The sequence below is a fragment of the Bradyrhizobium sp. 141 genome, from assembly GCF_023074055.1.
Taxonomy (GTDB): domain Bacteria; phylum Pseudomonadota; class Alphaproteobacteria; order Rhizobiales; family Xanthobacteraceae; genus Bradyrhizobium.
The window spans coordinates 21065-42610 of record NZ_JADPKR010000103.1 but is presented as its reverse complement, the minus strand read 5'-3'; the positions used below and the strand labels follow the sequence as shown (position 1 = coordinate 42610).

General features: G+C 65.1%; 20 protein-coding genes. 7 read left to right on the top strand and 13 right to left on the bottom strand.

Annotation, left to right across the window (positions count from 1 at the left end; translation table 11 throughout):
* Nucleotides 1–32: 32 nt before the first annotated feature.
* Entirely contained in the window at nt 33–1037 is a 1005-nt protein-coding gene (locus tag IVA81_RS31625; protein WP_247325324.1) for a zinc-binding alcohol dehydrogenase family protein, read from the top strand.
* A 2-nt stretch (nt 1038–1039) separates the two neighbouring features.
* Nucleotides 1040–2098, top strand: a complete 1059-nt coding sequence (locus IVA81_RS31620; RefSeq protein ID WP_247325323.1) for a YeeE/YedE family protein — start codon at nt 1040–1042, stop codon at nt 2096–2098.
* Here IVA81_RS31620 and IVA81_RS31615 read toward each other — a convergent pair.
* Complete coding sequence (locus IVA81_RS31615; RefSeq protein WP_247325322.1) at nt 2077–2991, bottom strand: DMT family transporter; 915 nt, start codon at nt 2989–2991, stop codon at nt 2077–2079. The two genes, IVA81_RS31620 and IVA81_RS31615, sit on opposite strands and share 22 nt — an antisense overlap.
* Before the next feature lie 101 nt (nt 2992–3092).
* Between IVA81_RS31615 and IVA81_RS31610 the strand changes: the two genes are divergently transcribed.
* Complete coding sequence (locus tag IVA81_RS31610; RefSeq protein WP_247326040.1) at nt 3093–4523, top strand: PLP-dependent aminotransferase family protein; 1431 nt, start codon at nt 3093–3095, stop codon at nt 4521–4523.
* A gap of 9 nt (nt 4524–4532) precedes the next feature.
* Here IVA81_RS31610 and IVA81_RS31605 read toward each other — a convergent pair whose 3' ends face one another.
* From IVA81_RS31605 to IVA81_RS31585, 5 genes are read right to left on the bottom strand one after another with little or no spacing between them, the layout of a single operon-like run.
* Nucleotides 4533–5756, bottom strand: coding sequence for a bifunctional alpha/beta hydrolase/OsmC family protein (locus tag IVA81_RS31605; protein WP_247325321.1), 1224 nt, complete (start codon nt 5754–5756; stop codon nt 4533–4535).
* Nucleotides 5757–5782: 26 nt separating this feature from the next.
* Nucleotides 5783–6442: a sulfite oxidase-like oxidoreductase gene (locus tag IVA81_RS31600; RefSeq protein ID WP_247325320.1), complete on the bottom strand. Its 660-nt coding sequence runs from the start codon at nt 6440–6442 to the stop codon at nt 5783–5785.
* Between the two features lie 3 nt (nt 6443–6445).
* Nucleotides 6446–7768: an MFS transporter gene (locus IVA81_RS31595; RefSeq protein ID WP_247325319.1), complete on the bottom strand. Its 1323-nt coding sequence runs from the start codon at nt 7766–7768 to the stop codon at nt 6446–6448.
* 28 nt (nt 7769–7796) lie between these two features.
* Nucleotides 7797–9017 carry a cytochrome P450 gene (locus IVA81_RS31590; protein WP_247325318.1) on the bottom strand — a complete coding sequence of 407 codons (1221 nt, stop codon included), beginning with the start codon at nt 9015–9017 and terminating at the stop codon, nt 7797–7799.
* 60 nt (nt 9018–9077) lie between these two features.
* Nucleotides 9078–9287, bottom strand: a complete 210-nt coding sequence (locus IVA81_RS31585) for a ferredoxin (RefSeq protein WP_247325317.1) — start codon at nt 9285–9287, stop codon at nt 9078–9080.
* A gap of 154 nt (nt 9288–9441) precedes the next feature.
* On the opposite strand from IVA81_RS31585, the gene IVA81_RS31580 reads away from it, so the two are divergent.
* Nucleotides 9442–10089: a TetR/AcrR family transcriptional regulator gene (locus IVA81_RS31580; RefSeq protein ID WP_247325316.1), complete on the top strand. Its 648-nt coding sequence runs from the start codon at nt 9442–9444 to the stop codon at nt 10087–10089.
* On the opposite strand, the gene IVA81_RS31575 is transcribed toward IVA81_RS31580, so the two are convergent.
* The 4 genes from IVA81_RS31575 to IVA81_RS31560 form a co-directional block, all read right to left on the bottom strand.
* Nucleotides 10086–10736: an aspartate/glutamate racemase family protein gene (locus tag IVA81_RS31575; protein ID WP_247325315.1), complete on the bottom strand. Its 651-nt coding sequence runs from the start codon at nt 10734–10736 to the stop codon at nt 10086–10088. The genes IVA81_RS31580 and IVA81_RS31575 overlap by 4 nt on opposite strands.
* Nucleotides 10737–10906: 170 nt before the next feature.
* Complete coding sequence (locus IVA81_RS31570; protein ID WP_247325314.1) at nt 10907–11920, bottom strand: amino acid ABC transporter substrate-binding protein; 1014 nt, start codon at nt 11918–11920, stop codon at nt 10907–10909.
* A gap of 12 nt (nt 11921–11932) precedes the next feature.
* Nucleotides 11933–13282 (bottom strand): aspartate aminotransferase family protein, encoded by a 1350-nt coding sequence (locus tag IVA81_RS31565; RefSeq protein WP_247325313.1) that lies wholly within the window; start codon nt 13280–13282, stop codon nt 11933–11935.
* A 3-nt stretch (nt 13283–13285) separates the two neighbouring features.
* Nucleotides 13286–14158: a MurR/RpiR family transcriptional regulator gene (locus IVA81_RS31560; RefSeq protein WP_247325312.1), complete on the bottom strand. Its 873-nt coding sequence runs from the start codon at nt 14156–14158 to the stop codon at nt 13286–13288.
* An 87-nt stretch (nt 14159–14245) separates the two neighbouring features.
* On the opposite strand from IVA81_RS31560, the gene IVA81_RS31555 reads away from it, so the two are divergent.
* Nucleotides 14246–15433 (top strand): ABC transporter permease subunit, encoded by a 1188-nt coding sequence (locus IVA81_RS31555; protein ID WP_247325311.1) that lies wholly within the window; start codon nt 14246–14248, stop codon nt 15431–15433.
* Between the two features lie 2 nt (nt 15434–15435).
* A complete protein-coding gene (locus IVA81_RS31550) occupies nt 15436–16542 on the top strand; it encodes an amino acid ABC transporter permease (protein ID WP_247325310.1) in 1107 nt (368 codons plus the stop codon).
* A 179-nt stretch (nt 16543–16721) separates the two neighbouring features.
* Here the strand turns inward: IVA81_RS31550 and IVA81_RS31545 are convergent, their stop codons facing one another.
* Both IVA81_RS31545 and IVA81_RS31540 read right to left on the bottom strand, forming a co-directional pair.
* The gene (locus tag IVA81_RS31545; protein ID WP_247325309.1) at nt 16722–18140 is read right to left on the bottom strand and encodes an amidase family protein; all 1419 of its coding nucleotides are present in this window, start codon (nt 18138–18140) and stop codon (nt 16722–16724) included.
* A gap of 114 nt (nt 18141–18254) precedes the next feature.
* Nucleotides 18255–19031, bottom strand: a complete 777-nt coding sequence (locus IVA81_RS31540; protein WP_247325307.1) for an SDR family oxidoreductase — start codon at nt 19029–19031, stop codon at nt 18255–18257.
* Nucleotides 19032–19186: 155 nt separating this feature from the next.
* Between IVA81_RS31540 and IVA81_RS31535 the strand changes: the two genes are divergently transcribed.
* Entirely contained in the window at nt 19187–20260 is a 1074-nt protein-coding gene (locus IVA81_RS31535; protein ID WP_247325299.1) for a tartrate dehydrogenase, read from the top strand.
* A 211-nt stretch (nt 20261–20471) separates the two neighbouring features.
* On the opposite strand, the gene IVA81_RS31530 is transcribed toward IVA81_RS31535, so the two are convergent.
* Entirely contained in the window at nt 20472–21545 is a 1074-nt protein-coding gene (locus tag IVA81_RS31530) for a malate/lactate/ureidoglycolate dehydrogenase (RefSeq protein WP_247325297.1), read from the bottom strand.
* Between the last annotated feature and the right edge of the window lies 1 nt (nt 21546).

Genomic DNA, 21546 nt, shown 5'->3' with positions numbered 1-21546 from the left:
CGACAAGGCCGCGAGAAGCCACGGGTCTTTCGATGTCGCCAGCCGATACCAAAACCGTCGAAGCGCGCTGCGTGCGCCTGAACTCCAAGGCCGAAAACGCCGCTGCGCTCTCGCCGGTGATTGAGCCTCAGGCGCTCACGCGCGGCCCGGACGATGTCCTGATCGAGGTGAAGGCTGCCGCGGTCAACCCCTCCGACGTCAAGGCCGCGACCGGGCTGATGCCCTATGCCGTGTTCCCGCGCACCCCGGGCCGTGACTATTCCGGCGTGGTGCTCGACGGGCCGGCCGGCACGGTCGGCCGTGAGGTGTTCGGCTCCTCCGGCGATCTCGGCATCCGCCGCGACGGCACGCATGCCAGCCATCTCGTGGTCGAGGCCGATGCCGTGGTGGAGAAGCCGCAGACGGTGTCCTGGGAGGAAGCCGCCGGGATCGGCGTTCCCTTCGTCACGGCGATGGAAGGCTTTCGCCGCGCGGGCTTGCCGAAGAAAGGCGAGACCGTGTTGGTGTTCGGCGTCAATGGCAAGGTCGGTCAGGCCGCGGTGCAGATCGCGACCTGGCAGGGCGCAAGCGTCATCGGCGTGGTACGCAAGGCGGAAGCTTACGAAGGCCACGCCAACGCACCGATCGAGGTGATCGACGCCTCCGCGACGGACGTTGCCGCGCGCGTGCGCGAAGTGACCGGCGGCAAGGGCGCCGACATTGTTTTCAATACGGTGGGCGATCCCTATTTCCAGGCGGCGCACAAGTCGCTCGCATTGCGTGGTCGCCAGATCCTGATCGCCGCGATCGACCGCATCGTGCAATTCAACATTCTCGAGTTCTACCGCGGACAGCACACCTATGTCGGCATCGACACGCTCGGCCTGTCCTCGACCGCAACCGGCGCGGTGCTTCGTGATCTCGGCCCTGGCTTTGCCAGCGGCCACCTGAAACCGTTCCCGATCAAGCCGAGCGCCGTCTATCCGCTGGAGCGAGCCAAGGAGGCCTATGTCGCCGTCGCCGGCTCCTCACGCGACCGGGTGATCCTGAAGCCGTGATCATGGAAGCGTCTGCCCAACTTGTCATCCTCGCCGGTCTCGTGATCGGTCTCGTCTACGGCGCCGTCGGCCTGCTCAGCGGCTTCTGCCTGATGAGCAGCATGCGCGGCTGGCTCGCGGAGGGAGACGGGAGGCTGGTACGGACCTATGCGCTGGCGATCGCGGTAGCGATCGCCGCAAGCCAATTCCTCGCCGGCCGTGACATGGTCGATCTCGGAAAGTCCATCTACCTGCAACAATCCTTCTCAGTGCCGATGCTGTTCCTCGGCGGCCTGCTGTTTGGCTACGGCATGGTGCTGTCGAACGGCTGCGGTTCGCGCGCGCTGGTGCTGCTCGGGCGCGGCAACCTCCGCTCCTTCGTCGTCGTGATCGTGCTCGCCATCGCCGCGCAGATGACGCTCAAGGGCCTGATCGCGCCGGCGCGCATCGCGCTGGTTCATGCCTCGCAAACTACCGTCAGCGCCAATTCGCTGCCGTCATTGCTGGCGACGTTCGGTCTCGCCGAACCTTTCTCTCGCGCGCTGGCTGCGACTGTCATCGTCGCCGCGCTGGTCCTGTTTGCCCTCGCGCATCCGGGGTTCCGCCGCTCGCCGGGCCAGATCGCAGCGGGCGTCATCGTCGGTCTCCTCGTTGCGGCCGGCTGGTTCGTCACCGGCCATCTCGGCGCCGACGATTTCAATCCCGTCGCGGTGACCTCGCTCACGTTCATCGCGCCGATCGCTGATAGCCTGCAATACGCCATGCTCTCGACCGGCTTGACGCTGAATTTCGGCATTGCGACCGTGGCCGGCGTCTTCGCCGGTAGCCTTGCGACGGCGCTGGCAACGGGCCGCTTCAAGCTTGAAGGCTATTCGTCGCCGCGCCACATGCTGCGTTCAAGCGGTGGCGCCGCGCTGATGGGGATTGGCGGTGTGATGGCGTTCGGCTGTTCGATCGGGCAGGGGCTCACCGGCATGTCGACACTCGCACTGAGCTCGTTCGTCGCAGTCGCAGGCATCCTGCTCGGCACGACAGCAGGTCTGCGCGGCGCGCTGCGGGTTCAGCCGCTCGCGGTGGCCTGACCGCGCAACAGCCGGTCGCCGAGTGTCGCAAGCCCGATGCCGGTGACGATCAGTCCGGCCGCGACAGCCAAACTCATGTCGATGGGCTCACCCAGCAGGATCGCAGCACTTGCGATGCCGACGAGCGGCGTCCCAGTGGTGCCAAGCGATGTCGTCAGCGCCGAGATGCTCTTGTTGACCATCGACATCGCCCAATAAGCCAGCGCCGTCCCGATCAGCCCCGAATACAGGAAGAGCGACAAAAGCCTCCATGACCACTCGACTTGCGGCAGCCCGTCGATGGTCATTGCCAGGGTCGAAAGCACCGCCGTGGCCACGAGCACCTGCCAGATTAGGAGCTGGAGCGGAGACGCGATCCAGTGATGCGCGCGGATATAGATGATGTTCGCGGCCCAGGAGATCGCTGCCAGGATGACCATGCCGGCGCCGAGCACGATTCCTGCATTGGTCCAGTCGATCGAGGACGGATTCAGGATGACGGCAAGCCCGATCAGTCCGAGCAGGGCGCCGGCAAGCTTCGGCGCGGTCAGCGTGTCCTTTCCCAGCATGGGCGCGGCGAGCGCGACCCAGAGCGGCGTGGTGTAGCCAAGCACGACGCCCTTGCTGGCAGGCAGAAAGCGAAGGCCGGCGGCAACCAGGATCGAGAACAGCGTCATGTGCAGCAGCGCGACGCTGAGGATGACAGGCACGTCGCGTCGTTCCGGGATCACGAGATTGTTGCTCAGTCCGAGGATAACGGCGAGGCCGATCAGCGCGATCCAGCTCCGGATCGCCGAACTCCACAGCGGCGAGACGAACTGCACCAGTTGCTTCGTCACCGACCAATTCACGCCCCAGGCCAGCACCACGATGAGGAACAGGCCGACGGCGGCGCGAGGTGACAGGGCCTTCATCTCGGATCTCCTTGAAGCAGTCCGGTCCGGCGGATAGCATCCGTCTGGTACTTGAAAAAAGGGCCAGATTGGAGAAGAACAAGGTGCCAGTTTCGGATGATATGATCTCGGCCCTGATCGACCTGAAGCGAGCTGACGACGAGGGGCTGGTGGCGCAGCTGACGAGCCAGCTTAGAAAGCTGATCGCGAGCGGCCGCCTCGGCAGAGACCGCACGCTGCCGTCGAGCCGCCGGCTCGCGCGCGATCTCGGCGTTTCGCGCAACACCGTCACTTATGCGTTCGAGCAGCTTGCTGCCGAGGGTTATCTCGAGGCCTCGCACGGCCGCCGCCCGGTGGTCGCGGTCGACGGCCACGAGCGTGCCGAATGGACGGGCGCTGTCGTATCGAGCGTGCGCTCCGCAAGGCCCCGGCTGTCACCCTGGGCTTCGAGGCTCAAGCAGACCGACTGGCCGATGTCCTATCAGGGGCAGCTGAAGCCGTTGCGACCGGGGCACGGCGATTTCAGGGAGTTTCCGAACGAGGTCTGGGCGCGCTGTCTGCGCCGTAGCGCCCTAGGTGCGGCCAAGCGTGGGCTCGGACCAGTGAACCGAGCGCGCCTGCGTGAGGCGCTGGCGCACTATCTCGCGACCAGCCGGGGCGTCCGCGCCAGCGCGGACCAGATCATGATCCTCCCGAGCGCGCAGGCGGCATTGACCTTGATTGCAGCAACCGTCGTTGCGGCCGATGACGAGGTCTGGGTCGAGGATCCCGGCTATCCCGGTGCTGTGGCTGCCGTCCGGGCCTCCGGCGCGCGCGTGACCGGTATCAGACTGGACGAGCAGGGCATGCAACGGATGCCGGGTCTTGCGGCGCCAAAGTTGATCTTCATGACGCCCTCGCATCAGCATCCGACCGGGCGGCTGATGTCGCTCGCCCGCCGCACCGAGTTTCTCGGCCTGAGCAGGCCCGGCAAGACCTGGATCGTGGAGGACGATTACGACGGCGAATTCCATTATGACAGCCGGCCGGTGCCGGCCTTGCAAGGGCTCGATGCCTATGGCTGCGTGTTCTATGTCGGCACCTTCTCGAAGGTGATGACGTCGGATATCCGGCTTGGCTATCTCGTCGCGCCGCCGGCGCTGGTCAGCACCCTGGAGATCGCGCAGCGCCATATCGGGCTCATCGCCGCCAGCCACGTCCAGGAGGCCCTGGCCGAATTCATCGCCGACGGCCACTTCCTCGCGCATCTGCGCCGGACGCGCCGCCTCTATCGCGCGCGCCGCGATCACCTCGTCGAGGAACTGGAGCGGCAACTGGGTGGAAAGCTCTCGGTCGAAGTGCCCCCGGGCGGCATCCAACTCGTCGCTCGCCTCAAGCGCGGCACTGCGGATCAGGCGGCGGTGAAGCGGCTGGTTGCTGCGGGGGTTGAGACGCGCGCCTTGTCCAGTCTGGCGCTTGGCCGGCCCCGCGATCACGGCCTGCTGCTCGGCTTTGCGGCCTGGCGCGAGAGCGAAATCAGCGCGGCCGTGCGAACGATGGCATCGTGCCTCTAGTGCAAGTGCCTAGTCGGCCGCCTTCGTCACGATGCGGATCTCCGACGTCAGCGTCCGGTGCACCGGGCATTTGTCCGCGATCTCCATCAGCTTCTTGCGCTGCTCGGCATCGAGGGCGCCGTCTACCGTGATGTCGCGCTCGATCTGGTCGAGCATGCCCTCGCGTGTGTCGCACTCCGCGCAGTCCTTGGCGTAGATCTTGGAATGCTTCAGCGTGACGGTGACGCGGTCGAGCGGCAGCGACTTGCGGTCGGCATAGAGCCGCATGGTCATGGAGGTGCAGGCCCCTAAGCCGGCGAGCAGGAAATCGTAGGGCCCGGGGCCGGCGTCCTCTCCGCCGGCGGCGACCGGTTCGTCCGCCACGAGACGATGTGGTCCGACGGTGATGGTCTGGTTGAACTTGCTTTTCCGGGTCTCCTGCACCACCACCTGGCGCGGCGCCTCAGGCAGATCCATCGCCTTCGCTGGCTTTGCGGTGTCGATGTAGCGGCTGGCCCAGGCCGCGATCACGTCGGCCGCATAGAGCGCATCGGCGGGCTTAGTGAGCAGGTGATCGGCATGGTCGAGCGAGACGAAGCTCTTGGAGTGCTTGGCTGCAACGAAGATCTTGGTCGCATTGTCGATGCCGACAGTGTCGTCGACCGGCGAGTGCATCACCAGCAGCGCCTTGTGCAGACCGGTGATGTCTTTCATCAGCTCGTGCTCGGCAATATCGTCGAGGAATTCGCGCTTGATCCGGAACGGGCGTCCAGCAAGCGAGACCTCGACCTCGCCCTGCGCGCGGATATTGTCGACATGCTCCTTGAAGAGGCCGGTCACGTGTGCCGGGTCGGATGGGGCCGCGATGGTCGCGACTGCCCTGGCTTCCGGGATCTGTCCCGCTGCCGCGAGGATCGCGGCGCCGCCGAGGCTGTGGCCGATCAGGATCGACGGCGCCATGCGGACGCTGCGCAGATGATCGGCGGCACGGACGAGATCAGCGACGTTGGAAGAAAACGTCGAATTGGCGAAGTCGCCTTCGCTCGAACCGAGCCCGGTGAAGTCGAAGCGCAGCACCGCGATGCCCTTGGCTGCGAGCGCGACCGCGATGCGCTTGGCCGCGAGCGTGTCCTTGCCGCAGGTGAAGCAGTGCGCAAACAGCGCGTAGGCCGCTGGCTCGCCGTCCGGCAACTCCAGCGCGGCCGCAAGCTGGTGACCGCCTTCGCCGGTGAATTGAAAGCGCTCCGTCGGCATGGGCTTCCCCCGTTCTTGCTTGAGTTCTAATCGTCCGAATAGCGCTGCTCGGCCCAGGGATCGCCGCGGTTATGATAGCCGCGGACTTCCCAAAAGCCTGGCGCGTCCTCGGTCAGGAATTCGATGGACTGGAGCCATTTGGCGCTCTTCCAGAAATACAGATGCGGCACGACCAGCCGCACCGGGCCGCCGTGCTCCTCCGTCAGCGGCTGGCCGGACCAGCTATGGGCGAGCAGCGCATCCTCGGCGGCAAAGTCTTCCAGCGCGAGGTTGGTGGTGTAGCCGTCATGGGAATGCAGCGTTACGAAGCGTGCATCCTCGCGCGGTTGGCAGGCCGCGAGCAGCTCGCGCGTGGCGAGACCTTCCCAGTCATTGTCGTAGCGCGACCAGGTGGTGACGCAATGGATGTCGGAGGTGAATCGGGCCTGCTTCTGCGCAGCGAACTCCGCGAAGGTCCAGAATACGGGGGTCTCGATCGCACCGTAAACGTCGAGCCGCCAGCGCTCGCGTGACACCGGCGGCACGACTCCGAGGTCGAGCACAGGCCAGTCCTTGGTGAGGTGCTGGCCGGGAGGCAGTCTTTGGTCCTCCGGCCGGGTGATCTTCCCGGTGAGAAAGCGGCCCTCGCGCGCCCATTTCTCCTTGGTGCGGGTCAGTTTGCTGTCGGATGGCGTCTCGTCAGCCATGGTCTACTCGTGCCGATGCATTGCAGAGGCGTGCTTGGTGTCACGCATGGTGGAATAGATGATCAGCGACAAGCAGATGATGCCGCTGAGGTAAAAGTAGAACCATTCCTCGTGCCCGATGCTCTTGAAATAGAGCGCGATCGCTGGCGCCGTGCCGCCGAAGATCGACACCGTAATGGCATAGGGCAGGCCGACGCCGAGCGCGCGGACATTGGTCGGGAACAGCTCGGCCTTCACCACGGCGTTGATCGAGGTGTACCCGGCGACGAACAGCCAGGCACAGCAGATCAGGATGAAGGCGACGAAGGGCGACTTGGTCTCTTTCAGGGTCATTAATAACGGCACGGTCGCGAGCGTGCCGGCGACACCGAAGAAGATCAGAAGCGGCTTGCGTCCGATCTTGTCGGAGATCGCGCCGTAGATCGGCTGGAGAATGGTCGCGAAAATCAACGTGCCGAAGATCACGAAAGTGGTCTGGTCCTCAGTCAGCCCGACCGAAAGCTTGACGAAGGTCTGCATGTAGGTGGTGAAGGTGTAGAACGCCGCGGTGCCGCCCGCGGTGAGGCCGACCACCAGCAGCAGCTCACGTGGATAACGCAGCAGGTTGGTGATCGAACCGGTCGGCTTCACCACCTTCCTGGCTTCCTCGAACGCCTCCGTCTCGTGCAGGCCGCGCCGCATCACCGCGGCAAAGATCGCGAGCGCCGCGCCGATCGCGAAGGGGATACGCCAACCCCAATCCTTCAGCTCCTCAGGAGTGAGGAAGACCTTTTGCAGGAGCAGCAGCACGATGATCGCGGTGAGCTGGCCGCCGATCAGGGTCACGTATTGAAAGCTCGAATAAAAGCCGCGGTGCTTGGGATCGGCGACCTCGCTGAGATAGGTGGCGCTGGCGCCATATTCGCCGCCGAGGCTCAGGCCCTCGATGACGCGTGCGAGCGCGAGGATCACCGGCGCAGCGAACCCGATCGTGGCATAGGTCGGCGTCAGCGCGATGATCAGTGAACCAAAGCACATGAAGACGACCGACAGGGTCAGCGAGATGCGCCGTCCGAAATGGTCGGCGAGATAGCCGAAGAACCATCCGCCCAAGGGCCGCATCAGGAACGTCGCCGCGAAAACGACGGCGACGTTCAATTGCTGGACGACGGGGTCATTGCCGGGGAAGAAGGCCGGAGCGAAATAAAGCGCAAACGCCGTGTAGGCGTAGAAATCGTACCATTCGACGAGATTGCCGATCGAGCCGATGAAGATCGCCTTGATCCGCCGTTGGGCGTCGGCAACATCGAAATGCTCGGAGGCCAGTTGGGTCGCTTGCTCAGTCACGTCCGGCCTCTCCATTGTCTGGAAAGACCTACATCGCCTTTCCGAGCAAAAATGGCAACTGGCGCGGGCCTCGTACCGTGCCCTGCGACCAGGTCACCGTGCCTGCCGGATCGAGCCGGAAATCTGGAATGCGCTTCAGCCATTCCTCCAGCGCAACCTGCATCTCCATGCGCGCCAGGTTGGAACCGACGCAGCGGTGAATGCCGAGGCCGAAGGCGGCGTGGCGATTCTCGCGCCGGTCGATCACGACTTTGTCAGCATCCGGAAACATCTTGGGATCGCGGTTCGCGGCTGGGAAGGACAGCAGCACCATGTTGCCCGCCTTGACCGGGCAGCCCGAGATCGTCGTCTCCTTCACCACCTCGCGGGCCATCGTCACCGGCGAGTAGGCGCGCAGCAACTCCTCCACAGCGGTCGGGATCAGTGCGGGCTCGGCGATCAGCCGCTCGCGGTCGGCCGGCGTCTTCGCAAGATGCCAGAGCGAGGAACCGATCGCGCTCCAGGTGGTGTCGATGCCGGCGATCAGAAGCAGGCGTAGCGAGCCAAGGACGTGCGAGTCTTCGAGCGGGTTGCCTTCCTTGTCCCTGGCTTTCATCAGGTAGGAGATGAGATCGTTGGTCGGCTTGTTCTTGCGCTCCTCGATATGCGCGCTGAAATAGGCGCTCATCTCATGCACGGCCTCGAGCAGCTTGCTCTCGTCCTTGATGCCGAGCTCCAGGATCATGTGGATCCAGCGGATGAAGAGATCGCCGTCGCTCTCGGGAATGCCCAGCATATGCGCGATGGCTCGAACCGGGATGTATTTGCTGTAGCGCGCCGCGGCGTCGACCTTGCCGTCGGCGATGAAGCCGTCGATCAGCTCGTTGCAGATCGCGCGCATCCGCGGTTCCAGCTTCTTCATCGCATCCGGCGTGAACGGCGGCAGCAACAACTGCTTGGCCGGCTTGTGCACGGGCGGATCCGAGGTGATCGGCGGAGCGGCGTTCCTCGCGACCTCTGGACGAACGTCGCGCACGATGATGCGGCGTGAGGAGAAATGCTCGGTGTCGTTGGCGATCTCGCGCACAGCCTCGTAGGTCGTCGGCATGTAGCAGCCGAGAAAGCGCTCGGTGTGCACGACCGGGCTCGCGGCGCGCAGCTCGTCCCAGATCGGGAACGGGTCTTCCGTCCACTGCGGATCGGTGTGGTCGAAATCGTTGACCCAGTCGGTGACGGGCGGATGGGCGACAGGCTGGTTGACGTCGGACATGTCGGGGGAATCCTCCAACTGGTAATCGAATCGCGCAGGCGGGCACACAGGAAGGCCGCGCTACTCCTCGATCACGTCGATTGCGATTTCCGGGCAATTGGATTTGGCAAGCCAGGCCTTGTCTTCCAGGCCCGGCGGGACGATGCCGTCGCCGGCTTCGTGCGCATTGCCGTATTCGTCGAGGTCGAACAGCTCGGGCGCGAGAGCCTTACAACGCGCGTGGCCCTGGCATTTGTCGGGATCGACGTGAACCCTCAATCGCTCTGTCATGGCGGTTTCCTCGGTCGTATGCACGCGGCTCGAAGGCGGCGCGTTCCTCTTGTCGACATTGTCGGCGGCATTCGCCGCTTCTTCTAAGTTATATGCTATTACATTCGCGACAGGCTTCCCCTGTCAAGCGCAAACTTATAGGCTTGGCCACAACATGCGCTCCCAACTCGCTCGCAAGCCCGAGAACACCTACCACCATGGCGATCTCCGCGCCGCGCTGATCAAGGCCGCGCTGCGCGAGGCGGAGCAGGGCGGCGCCGAGGCGATCAGCATCAAGGCCCTGGCCAAGCAGCTCGGCGTCTCTCAGCCGGCGCCGTATCGGCACTTTGCCGATCGCGAGGCGCTGCTTGCCGCGGTGACGGCGGAAGCGTTCCGGCAGCTCAGCGCGATCATGCGCGAGGCGATGGCTGGGACGTCGAAGCAATCAAAGCTGTCGCGGCTGGCGCAGGTTACCCTCGATTTCGGTCTGCGCCGCAACGGCATCTACCGCTTGATGTTTGCGTCGCGCACCGTCTCATGCGCGGCCAAGGGCAGCGAGCTGCACGAGGCCACGCGCGAGACCTTTTCGCTCGTGATCGAAGCCCTGGAAGCTCCGGCGGTCGGCTATTTGCGCGAACGGCAAGCGCTCAAGATCTGGGCGGCGCTGCACGGCGTGGTGATGCTGGCCGAGCAGGGCCTGTTCACCGGCGAGGCCGCCCACGCCACGCGCGAGGAGCTGGTCGAGGATTTCGTCAGCGAAACGAAAGCCGCGCTCGCGGCCGCGATCAAGGGCGCGCGGCGTCGAAAGACAACGGGTCCCTAAGCCTTCAACCCCAACATCGCCATCAATTTGTCGACCGCACTGTCTGGCGTGGTCACAACGGGACGTCCGGTCATGTCTGCGACCGACGGTGCCGTCGCTGCGATGCTGAACTGCGCCAGCGCGATGACGTCGCAATCGCGCAGGTCCTTCGACGCTTCGACGATCAGCCGGTCGTGCGTGGCGCGGTCGCCCCGATCGAGCGCCGCCAGCGCGCCCTCGGCAAGCTTCGGCACCACCTGGACCGAGGCCGGAAACTCCGGCGGCATCGAGGCCAGGGTCGGCGGGAAGGTGGAAAGCAGGCCGATGCGCCTGCCCATCTTCACCGCGCGTTCGATCATCGCTTCGTTCGGCTTCAGCACCGGCATTGGCGCATGCGCGCGTGCGACGGCCTCGATGCAAGGTCCGAATGCCGAGCAGGTAAACAGGATCCCGTTCGCTCCGGTCGCCGCCGCATAGTCGCCGAGCGCAAGGAAACGCTCGGTCATGGCATCGTTGAGGGCGCCGTTGCGGGCCAGATCCGCCGACAGGCTGTCGTCGAGCAGGTTCATCAGCCGCGCCTCCGGCCACGCCTTCGCAAACGCGGCCTCGATCGGGGCGATGGAATGTTTGAGGGCGTGGATGAGGGCGATGCGAGGGGGCGTCGTCATTGGAGGTGATTACCTGCTAGGTCTCGTGCCCCGGACGCAGCGCAATGCGGAGTATTGCGCTGCAGAGCCGGGGCCCATCGTGGCCGCTGGGTCCCGGCTCCGCGCAGCAGCGGACCGCACGATGCTTCGCCTCGCCGGGAGCTGCAGCGCGTCCGGGACACGCGAGACGTTTACTTGAACGGCACCGCGTACATCAAGCCGCCCTTGCTCCAGAGGCCGTTGAGGCCGCGGTCGAGCTTGAGCGGGCTCGCCTTGCCGACGTTGCGCTCGTAGATCTCGCCGTAATTGCCGGTGGCCTTGATCGCGGTCACCAGCCATTTGTTGTCGAGCCCGAGCCGGGAGCCGAGATCGCCGGAGGCGCCTAACAGGCGCTGGATCGCCGGCGTCTGCGATTTCGCCATCTCGTCGACATTGCCTTGCGTGACGCCGAGCTCTTCGGCCTCGATCAGGCCGTAATGCAGCCAGGTGATGATGTCGCTCCAGACCTCGTCACCGTTGCGGGTGAAGGGGCCGAGCGGCTCCTTGCTGATGGTCTGCGGCAGCACGACGTAGTCGGCCGGGTTCGGCGCGGCGGTCGTCACGGCGCCGGCGAGCGCGGAGGCGTCCTGGGTCATCGCATCGCAGCGGCCGCCGAAGAAGGTCTGATACATGGTGTCGACGCGGTCGAACACCAGCGGCTTCCAGTCGATGCCGTTGGCGCGGCCGTAATCGCCGAGCGTGACTTCGTGCGTGGTGCCCTGAGCCACGCAGACGGTGGCGCCTTTGAGATCCTTGATCTCTTTTACGCCCAGATCCTTCTTCACGACGAAGCCCTGACCGTCGTAGAAGTTGATCGGGCCTTGCCGCAAGCCCAGCGTCACACCGCGCAAGTATGTCTGCGTCGAGTTGCGGTAGAGCACGTCGATCTCGCCCGATTGCAGGGCGGTGAAGCGGTTCTGCGCGGTCAGCGAGACGTAGCGCACCTTGCTGGCGTCACCCAGCACGCCGGCGGCGAGCGCACGGCAATAGTCGACGTCGAGACCCCGGTAGTTGCCTTGCGAGTCCGGCGCCGAGAAGCCGGCAAAGCCGGCACTGACGCCGCACACCAGCGTGCCACGGCTCTTCACCGTGTCGAGCGTTGCCGCCGACGCGACAGCCGTCGATGCCGCGAGCATGCTCGCTGCGATAACCACTTTCCTCATCATGCTACTCTCCCCTCAGTGATTGACACTACGCAACACGTTGTCGACGGCCGTGCCGAGCTTGTCGACGATCAAGTCGATCTCGTCCGCGGAGGCGATATAGGGCGGCGCCAGCAGCACATGGTCGCCGCGCACCCCGTCCACGGTGCCGCCGCCCGGATAGCAGCCGAGCCCATTGGCGAAGGCCTCCGCCTTGATCTTCTGATTGAGCCTGAGCGCGGGATCGAACGAGGTGCGGCTGGCGCGATCGGCGACCAGCTCGATCGCCCAGAATAGGCCGCGGCCCCTGATGTCGCCGACATGGCGATGATTGCCGAAGCGCTCGGTCAGGCGCTGTTCGAGCTGCTTGCCGCGCTCCCTCACGCGGTCGAGCAGGCGATCCTCGCGGATCACCTCCTGCACCGCCAAAGCGGCTGCGCAGGCGAGGGGATGCGCGAGATAAGTATGACCGTGCTGAAAGGCGCCAGAGCCGGCGCGGATGGTGTCGATGATCTTGCCGCTCGCGAGCATCGCGCCGATCGGCTGATAGCCGCCGCCGAGCCCCTTTGCGATGGCCTGGATATCAGGCGCGATGCCTTCCTGCTCCCAGGCGTGCGTGGTGCCCGTGCGGCCCATGCCACACATGACCTCGTCGAGGATGAGCAGCGCACCGTGGCGGTCGCAGATCTCGCGCACGGCCCTGAAGTAGCCGTCCGGTGCCGCCACGGCGCCGGCGGTGGCGCCGACGACCGGCTCGGCGAGGAACGCCGCCACGGTATCGGGGCCACGCCGCTGGAACTCGGATTCCAACTCGGCGGCCAACCGTGCCACGAATTGCGCATCGGATTCACCGTCGTGCTTGTCGTGATAGGCAAAGGCCGGCGTCACATGGCTGAAGGCGGCCGAGAGCAGCGGCGCATAGGGCGCGCGTCGCCAGGCGTTGCCGCCGGCGGCGAGCGCGCCAAGTGTGTTGCCGTGGTAGCTCTGTCGCCGCGCGATGAAGTGCTGTCGTTGTGGTTCGCCGCGCTCGATGAAATATTGCCGAGCGAGCTTGATGCTGGCTTCGATCGCCTCCGATCCGCCGCTCACGAAATAGGCGTAGGCGAGGCCGCCCGGCTCCTGCCCGACCAGCGTTTCGGCCAGCGCCTCTGCCGGCTCCGACGAGAAGAATGCCGTGTGGGCATAGGCCAGCGTCGAAGCCTGCTTCGCCATCGCCGCGATCACGCGGGGATGCTGATGGCCGAGGCATGAGACGGCCGCGCCGCCGGAGGCGTCGATCACGCGCCGTCCATCTTCTGCGAACAGATAGACGCCTTCGCCGCCGATCGCCTTGGGCGGCGTTTCGCGGAGCGAGCGGTGCAGCACGCGGCTGGTGCGGGCGGCCATGGATCAACCTTTCTCTGAAACGTAGGTGGAGGCAGCAGTGAGCCGCGCCTCGGTATTCTCCAGGCGCTTCTTCGCGACGACACCGCCGAGCGAGAACGTCACTGCGGCCAGCGACTGCGCGATCGCGATCGCGCCGGTGAGACTCGGGAAGAAGCCGGGAGAGGAGGCCGCCTCGAACAGCAGCACGTGGTCCGCGCCCTCGGCCATCGGTGCGGCGAGGCTGTCCGCAATCGCGATCAGGGTTGCGCCGCTGCGATGAGCGGCCTGCGCGACGCGGACGCTTGCATGTGTGTAAGGCAGGAAGCCGACGACAATGACGGCTTCGCCAGGACGGAACGCGCCGAGATCGAGATCGTCGGGACCGGATGCGCCGACGAGCTGCACCTGCTCGGGCCGGAATAGTCTCAGCTCGTAGTTCAGAAGTTCCGCGACGCTGCGGCAGCTACGATAACCCGCGATCCAGATCCGCTTTGCGTCGTGCAGCGCGCGGGCGGCTTCCGCGATCGGCTGTGCCGGGATTCGCGGAAGGCCGGCGGCCTCGGCCACGAGCTTGTCGGTGACGAGCGCGACATCGGAATTCGGGCCGTGCAGGTGGCTCTTGGCGCGGCCGGAGAATGGCGAAGTCTGCGATGGTCGCCGCGCCTCGGTCAGTGCCGCGCGCAATTCGTCCCAGCCCGAATAGCCGATCGCCTTGGCGAGGCGCGTGAACGCGGCAGGATCGGCGCCCGCTTCCGCTGCGAGGTCGCGCATCGAACGGGTGGTGGCGTCGTAATCGTTGGCGGCGACGAAACGTCCGACTTGCTGCAGCCGCATCGGGAGCGATGGCAATGCAATGCGCAGTTCGCTCAGCGGCGAGGATTTCGCGGGCTCGGCCATGAAACATTTGTTGCATGAAATGGAGATCGGTGCAACAGTTGACGTGCGCTGCCGGAAATCGTCGCTGTTGGGAAGGATTTTTGCGCTGTGACCACGGACGCTCCGAGACCGCCGCCGCGCCGCCGCCTGTTCGGCGCGTGGGGACGCCGCGAGCTCCAAGGCCTGTTCTGGCAGGTGCTGGTCGTCGGCATTGCGCTCGCGGTGATCGGCTTCCTCTGGTCCAACACCGTCACCAACCTCTCGGCTCGTCGCATCACGACCGGCTTTGCCTTCCTCGGCCGCGAGGCCGGCATGCCCATCGCCGACAGCCTGTTCGCCTATAATCCGAGAGACACGTATCTCTGGGCCTTCGTCGTCGGGGTCGGCAACACCCTGCGCGTCGCCGTGATCGGGATCGTGCTCGCGACCATCCTGGGAACGCTGATCGGCATCTCGCGACTGTCGGCCAACTGGCTGCTGTCACGACTTGCCGCCGTCTATGTCGAAACGCTCCGCGATATCCCGCTGCTGCTTCAACTCCTGTTCTGGTATGTGCTGATGCAGGCGCTGCCGGCCGCGCGCGCGGCATGGCGGCCGATCGAGGGCGTGTTCCTCTCCAATCGCGGCCTGATCCTGCCGGCAGTTCCGCTTGGCCCGCTGCAACTCTGGGTGCTCGGCACCGCCGTGCTCGGGTTTGTCGTGTTCTATCTCGTCAGGAGGCGGCTCATCGCGCAGCAGATGCGCGACGGCAAGCCGCGCCCAGCCTGGCCGTTTGCGCTTGCCCTGATCGTCGCGTTGCCCGCGATGATGTCCGTGCTGCTCGGCGTGTCCTGGAAGGTCGAATGGCCGGAGCTGCGCGGCTTCAACTTCGTCGGGGGACTGACACTCGCGCCGGAATACTTCGCGCTGCTGATCGCGCTCGTCACCTACACCTCGGCCTTCATTGCCGAGATCGTTCGCAGCGGCATCCAGTCCGTGCCGCGCGGACAGTGGGACGCCGCCAATGCGCTTGGCCTGCGCCGCAGCTTCATGCTGCGACAGATCATCCTGCCGCAGGCGCTACGCGTCATCGTGCCGCCGATGACGAGCCAGTATCTCAACCTGACCAAGAATTCCTCGCTCGCGGTCGCGATCGGCTATCAGGACGTGGTTTCGATCGCCAACACCACGCTGAACCAGACCGGGCAGGCGATCGAGGCCATCGCGCTGATCATGGCGGTGTTCCTGACCATCAGCCTTTCCATCAGCTTCTTCATGAACTGGTACAATGCGCGCATCGCGCTGGTGGAGCGCTGATCATGACTGTGATCGCCGATAGTCCGGACACACCGCGCGCCGCCCGCCGCCCGCAGATCGGCAACCCGGTGTTGCGATGGCTGCGCACCAATCTGTTCTCGTCGATCCCGAATGGCATCCTCTCGGTCGTGCTGCTGGCGGTGCTCGCCAAGGGCATCTTCAGCTTCGCTCAGTGGGGCATCGCGAATGCAGTGTGGCTGACCCCAGCGAACGATTCCAGTGCCTGCCGGGCGGCGCGTGGCGTCGGCGCCTGTTGGGCGATAATTCCCGAAAAGTACCGCTTCATCCTGTTCGGCACCTATCCATTCGACGAGCAGTGGCGGCCGGCGTTGTCGGTGCTGCTGTTCATCGCGCTGTTCTATCTCTCCACCCGCCGCGCCCTGTGGCGGCGCGAACTGGTCCTTCTCTGGATCGGTGCGCTCGCGCTGATCAGCGTGCTGATGTGGGGCGGCGTGTTCGGGCTCGCCTTCGTCTCGCAGGATCGCTGGGGCGGTCTGCCGGTGACCCTGATCCTGGCGACGTTCGGATTGGCTTTCGGGTTTCCGCTCGGCATCCTCGTCGCACTCGGCCGGCGCTCAAAGCTGCCGGCGATCCGCTCGCTCAGCGTGCTCTATGTCGAGCTGATCCGCGGCGTGCCGCTGGTGAGCCTGTTGTTCATGGCGAGCGTGATGTTTCCGCTGTTCATGCCTGCCGGCTTCAACATCGACAAGCTCTTGCGGGCGCAGATCGCGATCATCCTGTTCGCGGGCGCCTACCTTGCCGAGGTCATCCGCGGCGGCCTCCAGGCCGTGCCGCGCGGACAATACGAGGCTGCGGATGCGCTCGGGCTGTCCTACTGGCGCAAGAACCGGCTGATCGTCCTGCCGCAGGCGATCCGCCATGTCATTCCGCCGCTGGTCAATACCTTCATCGCCTTCTTCAAGGATACCAGCCTTGTTCTCATCATCGGCATCTTCGACCTGCTGACGACGGCGAAGACCGCGATCATCGATCCCGCGTGGCAGCAGTTCTCGGTCGAGGTCTACATCTTCGTCGCTGCGATCTATTTCGTCTTCTGCTTCGCGATGTCGCGCTATAGCCGCGGCCTGGAAGCGACGAGCGGAAGGTGATCTTCCTTCTCCCCTTGTGGGAGAAGGTGGCGCGAAGCGCCGGATGAGGGGTTGCTTCAGCGAACTCCCACGATGAGATTTCAGCGCGGAGAGATACCCCTCACCCGTCTCGCCGCTATGCGGCGAGCCACCCTCTCCCACAAGGGGAGAGGGGTACCGCGCTAGCATTATGGATCGCGCTACTTGCTCCCCTTCGGCTCGATCGGCGTCGTGCCGCGCAGGCCCAAAATATCCTCCAGAACCTTCGCGCCCGCGAGCACGTCGGCGTCGCTTCGCGGTGCGCCGACGACCTGCACGCCGACCGGCAGGCCCGACGCTGTGAAGCCGCAGGGCAGCGACAGCGAGGGGCAGCAGGCCAGCGTGATGGCGTAGACGATGCCGAGCCATTCGACGTAATTGTCGAATCTCTTGCCGGCGCATTCGGCGACATAGCGGTGCTCGATCGGGAAAGGCGGCACGATCGTGGTGGGGGTCAGCAGCAGATCGTAGGTCTTGAAGAACTCGACCGCCCGCGCGGTCATGCCGACGCGCTGGGCCTCGGCCCGCTCGAGCTGATCCACGGTGAGCTTGAGGCCTTCCTCGATATTCCAGATCACTTCGGGCTTGAGCAGATCGCGCTTGGTTCTCAGCAATTGCGCCTTGCTGATCGCGAAATCGAAGGCGCGCAGCACGTGGAAGCATTCATGCGCCTCGCGCCAGTCCGGATGCGCCTCCTCGACGATGGCGCCAGCCTCGGCAAAGCGTTCCGCTGCCTTGCGGGTGATCGCCTTCACCTCGGGATCGACAGGCGTGATGCCGAGATCGGGCGAATAGGCGATGCGCTTCGGCTTCCTGCCTGACTGTGCCGCCGACAGGAACGAGGTCACGGGCGCCGGCAGCGACAGCGGATCGTCCGCGTAGTCGCCGCTCATGGCATCGAGCAGCAGCGCGAGATCCTCGACATTGCGCGCCATCGGGCCCTGTACGCCGAGATTGCGATCGATGCCCGCCTTCGGCGTATGCGCGACGCGGCCGATGCTCGGCCGCATGCCGACGATGCCGCAGAAGCTCGCGGGGCTGCGCAAGCTGCCGCCCATGTCGGAGCCCTGCGCGAGCCAGGCCATGCCGGTGGCGAGCGCCACTGCCGCGCCGCCGGAGGAGCCTGCCGCGGATTTCGAAATATCCCAGGGATTGAGCGTCGCGCCGAACACCTCGTTGAAGGTGTTGGCGCCGGCGCCGAATTCCGGCGTGTTGGATTTTGCGTAGACGACCGCGCCATTGGCTTCGAGATTCTCGACCATGAGGTCGGACTTGGCGGGGATATTGTCCTTGAAGATCGGCGAGCCCTGCGTGTTCAATACGCCCGCGACGTCGGTCAGATCCTTGATCGGCACCGGCAGGCCCGCGAGCAGCCCCCGTGCGCCGGCCGGCTTCCGCATCAGCGCCTTGGCGCTGTCCCGCGCGCGATCGAAGCACAGTATCGGCAGCGCATTGACCTTGCCGTCGACCTCACCGATGCGCTTCTCCACCACATCCAGCAGTTCGAGCGGCGAGACGTCGCCGGAGCGCAGCTTGTCGACGACGGCGCATGCGGTTTCGCGGATCAGGTCTTGAGACAACTATTTCACTCCTGTGCTTACTGTGTCGTCATTGTGAGCGCAGCGAAGCAATCCAGACTGTTACCCGCGGATACATTCCTGGATTGCTTCGCTGCGCTCGCAATGACGGAAAAATTAACCCCACCCGGCGCTGATGCCGCCGTCGACCGTATAGATCACGCCCGACGTATACCCGGCGCGGTCCGACGCCAGGAACGCCATGAGATCGCCGATCTCGCGCGCATGCGCAGGGCGGCCGAGCGGCAGGCTCTTCTGGAATTCCTTGTAGCGGCTCTCGTCGCCGAACTGGTGCTTGGCCCGCGTCTTGAGCAGGGTGACGTGGCGATCGGTGCCGACGGGGCCGGGATTGATGCCGACCACGCGGATGTTGTCGGCAAGACTCTTGCCGCCGAGCGCACGGGTGAAGGCCATCAGCGCGGCGTTGCCGGCACTGCCGCAGATGTAGTTGGCGTCGAACTTTTCGCCGGCAGCCCCAATGTCGTTGACGATGACGCCGCCGCCCTTCGCCTTCATCTGCGCGTAGATCTGCCGCGTGAGATTGATGTAACCGAAGACTTTCAATTCCCAGGCGTGGCGCCAGGTCGCCTCGTCGATCTTGTCGATCGAGCCGCCGGGGATGTCGCCGGCATTGTTGACGAGCACGTCGATGTCGGCGGCTTCCCTGGCGAGCCGCGCCACGTCCTCCGCCTTGCGCAGATCGACGATGCTCGTTGCGGCATCGATCTGGTGTGCGGAACGCAATCGGTCGGCCAGCGCCTTGAGCTGGTCGCCGCTGCGGGCGGCGAGCAGGAGGTGCGCGCCTTCCTCGGCAAACGCCTCGGCGGCGGCAGCGCCAATGCCCTTGGACGCGCCCGTGATCAGGACACGCTTGCCACGCAGATGCAGATCCATGAGGGGTACTCGCAGAATAGGAACAGGATAAAATCAGTAGGCGCTTGGCCGCGCCATGGTCAACATTGCAGTGCAGCGTTGCACTGCCGACGCGTTTGGTCCATTGCAGTGCGGTCAAAAGGCGGCGGCTGCCGGACCAACCAGGGACGTTCTCGATGAGCAAGAAACAATACCGGATCGCAGTCATTCCCGGCGACGGCATCGGCAAGGAAGTGATGCCTGAGGGCCTGCGCGTCTTGGAGGCGGCAGCGAAGAAGCACGGGGTTTCCCTGCATTTCGACCATTTCGACTTCTCGTCGTGGGACTACTACGAGAAGCACGGCCAGATGATGCCGGATGACTGGAAGGAGAAGATCGGCAAGCACGATGCGATCTATTTCGGCGCGGTCGGCTGGCCGGCCAAGATTCCGGATCACGTCTCGCTGTGGGGCTCGCTGATCAAGTTTCGCCGCGAGTTCGACCAATATGTGAACCTGCGCCCGGTGCGGCTGATGCCCGGCGTGCCGTCGCCGTTGGCGGGGCGCAAGCCCGGCGATATCGATTTCTGGGTGGTGCGCGAGAACACGGAAGGCGAATATTCCTCCGTCGGCGGCCGCATGTTCCCGGACACCGACCGCGAGTTCGTGACGCAGCAGACGGTGATGACCCGCACCGGCGTCGATCGCATCCTGAAGTTCGCCTTCGAGCTCGCGCAGTCGCGGCCGAAGAAGCATTTGACCTCGGCGACCAAGTCCAACGGCATCTCCATCACCATGCCCTATTGGGACGAGCGCGTGGAGGCGATGGCCAAGAAGTTTCCCGGCGTGAAGTGGGACAAGTACCACATCGACATTTTGACAGCGAACTTCGTGCTGCATCCGGACTGGTTCGACGTCGTGGTCGGCTCGAATCTGTTCGGCGACATCCTCTCCGATCTCGGCCCGGCCTGCACCGGCACCATCGGCATCGCGCCGTCAGGCAACATCAATCCCGACGGCGATTTCCCCTCGGTGTTTGAGCCGGTGCACGGCTCGGCGCCCGACATCGCAGGGCAGGGCATCGCCAACCCGATCGGCGCGATCTGGTCGGGCGCGATGATGCTCGAGCATCTCGGCGAGAAAGAAGCCGGCAAGTCGATCGTCGATGCGATCGAGCGTACGCTGGCCGAACGCACGCTGCGCACGAAGGATCTCGGCGGCAACGCGGATACGACAGCGTGCGGCAAGGCGGTTGCGGATATGGTGGATTGACGTGCTCCTTTCCCTCTCCCCCTTGTGGGAGAGGGTGGCTCGCCGCGTAGCGGCGAGACGGGTGAGGGGTATCTCTCCGCGGAGACAAACCTCTCAGAAGATTATTTGCGGCACGAACCCCTCATACGGCGCTTCGCGCCACCTTCTCCCACAAGGGGAGAAGGGAAGACAGCACGCAATTGGCTTGTCCGTTCGTGCCCAGCGGTAGCGCCTAGCCTGCGATCTTCTCGATCGCCGCCTGATCTAGCCCGAACTTCTTCCCGGCGTCCAAAATCTCCTGCCACGTGGTCGGATCGACCGGAATGCCCTCGGCCAGTCGCTTCTTCTTGGTCTCGCGCTCGGGGTCGCCGGCAATCTTCACCTTGTCGACGCCGGGGGCAGGCGGCGAGCCGGTGTGCCAGGCGACGAAGCTCTCGACTTCGCGCGCGAGGTTTTCGCCGGTGCCGAGCTTGCTCGGGTCGATGACGATCGAGAGCATACCGTTGAGGACGTTGTACTTGCCGTCGGACGGGCCCTTGACCACCTGCCCGCCGGAGAGCGCGCCGCCGAGGATTTCGCACACCAGCGCGAGCCCCGAACCCTTGTGCTCGCCGAACGGCAGGATCGCGCCATGCGGCGGGATCACGGTGTAGCGCGGGTTGGTGGTGGGCTTGCCTTCATTGTCGATGATGGTGCCGCCCTCAAGCTCGACGCCCTTGTTGTGGGCGACGCGGGTCTTGCCCTGCGCGATCCTGCTGGTGGCGAAGTCGAGCACGATCGGCTCCTTGCCCCTGCGCGGGATGCCGACGCAGAACGGGTTGGTGCCGTGACGTGCGTCGCTGCCGCCCCAGGGCGCCACGATCGGGCGCGAGATCACATTGACGAAGTGGATCGAGACCAGCCCATGGTCGATGCACTGCTCAGCCCAGTGGCCGATGCGGCCGATATGGTGCGAGTTTGAGAGGCCGACGAGGCACACGCCGTTTTGCTTGGCGCGCTCGGCCGCGAGCTCCATCGCTTCATGGCCGATCACCTGGCCGTAGCCGGTGAGGCCGTCGAGGGTAAGGAGCGGCCCGGTGTCGAGCACGATCTTGACGTGCGCGTTCACGGCGAGGCCGCCGTTGGTGACGCTCTGGACATAGCGCGGGATCATGCCGACGCCGTGGGAGTCGTGGCCTTTGAGATTGGCCTCGACGAGATTGGTGGACACGAGCTCGGCCTCGCGGTCCGAGGAGCCGCCGGCCTTGACAATGGCGCGGATGGCGTTGGTGAGCGGCTCTGCCTTGATGGTGCGATAGTCGGCCATT

Coding starts and splice junctions, on each gene's coding strand:
- IVA81_RS31625 (WP_247325324.1), top strand. CDS start 33: ATGTCGCCAGCCGATACCAAAACCGTCGAAGCGCGCTGCGTGCGCCTG.
- IVA81_RS31620 (WP_247325323.1), top strand. CDS start 1,040: ATGGAAGCGTCTGCCCAACTTGTCATCCTCGCCGGTCTCGTGATCGGT.
- IVA81_RS31615 (WP_247325322.1), bottom strand. CDS start 2,991: ATGAAGGCCCTGTCACCTCGCGCCGCCGTCGGCCTGTTCCTCATCGTG.
- IVA81_RS31610 (WP_247326040.1), top strand. CDS start 3,093: ATGATCTCGGCCCTGATCGACCTGAAGCGAGCTGACGACGAGGGGCTG.
- IVA81_RS31605 (WP_247325321.1), bottom strand. CDS start 5,756: ATGCCGACGGAGCGCTTTCAATTCACCGGCGAAGGCGGTCACCAGCTT.
- IVA81_RS31600 (WP_247325320.1), bottom strand. CDS start 6,442: ATGGCTGACGAGACGCCATCCGACAGCAAACTGACCCGCACCAAGGAG.
- IVA81_RS31590 (WP_247325318.1), bottom strand. CDS start 9,017: ATGTCCGACGTCAACCAGCCTGTCGCCCATCCGCCCGTCACCGACTGG.
- IVA81_RS31585 (WP_247325317.1), bottom strand. CDS start 9,287: ATGACAGAGCGATTGAGGGTTCACGTCGATCCCGACAAATGCCAGGGC.
- IVA81_RS31580 (WP_247325316.1), top strand. CDS start 9,442: ATGCGCTCCCAACTCGCTCGCAAGCCCGAGAACACCTACCACCATGGC.
- IVA81_RS31575 (WP_247325315.1), bottom strand. CDS start 10,736: ATGACGACGCCCCCTCGCATCGCCCTCATCCACGCCCTCAAACATTCC.
- IVA81_RS31570 (WP_247325314.1), bottom strand. CDS start 11,920: ATGATGAGGAAAGTGGTTATCGCAGCGAGCATGCTCGCGGCATCGACG.
- IVA81_RS31565 (WP_247325313.1), bottom strand. CDS start 13,282: ATGGCCGCCCGCACCAGCCGCGTGCTGCACCGCTCGCTCCGCGAAACG.
- IVA81_RS31560 (WP_247325312.1), bottom strand. CDS start 14,158: ATGGCCGAGCCCGCGAAATCCTCGCCGCTGAGCGAACTGCGCATTGCA.
- IVA81_RS31550 (WP_247325310.1), top strand. CDS start 15,436: ATGACTGTGATCGCCGATAGTCCGGACACACCGCGCGCCGCCCGCCGC.
- IVA81_RS31540 (WP_247325307.1), bottom strand. CDS start 19,031: ATGGATCTGCATCTGCGTGGCAAGCGTGTCCTGATCACGGGCGCGTCC.
- IVA81_RS31535 (WP_247325299.1), top strand. CDS start 19,187: ATGAGCAAGAAACAATACCGGATCGCAGTCATTCCCGGCGACGGCATC.
- IVA81_RS31530 (WP_247325297.1), bottom strand. CDS start 21,545: ATGGCCGACTATCGCACCATCAAGGCAGAGCCGCTCACCAACGCCATC.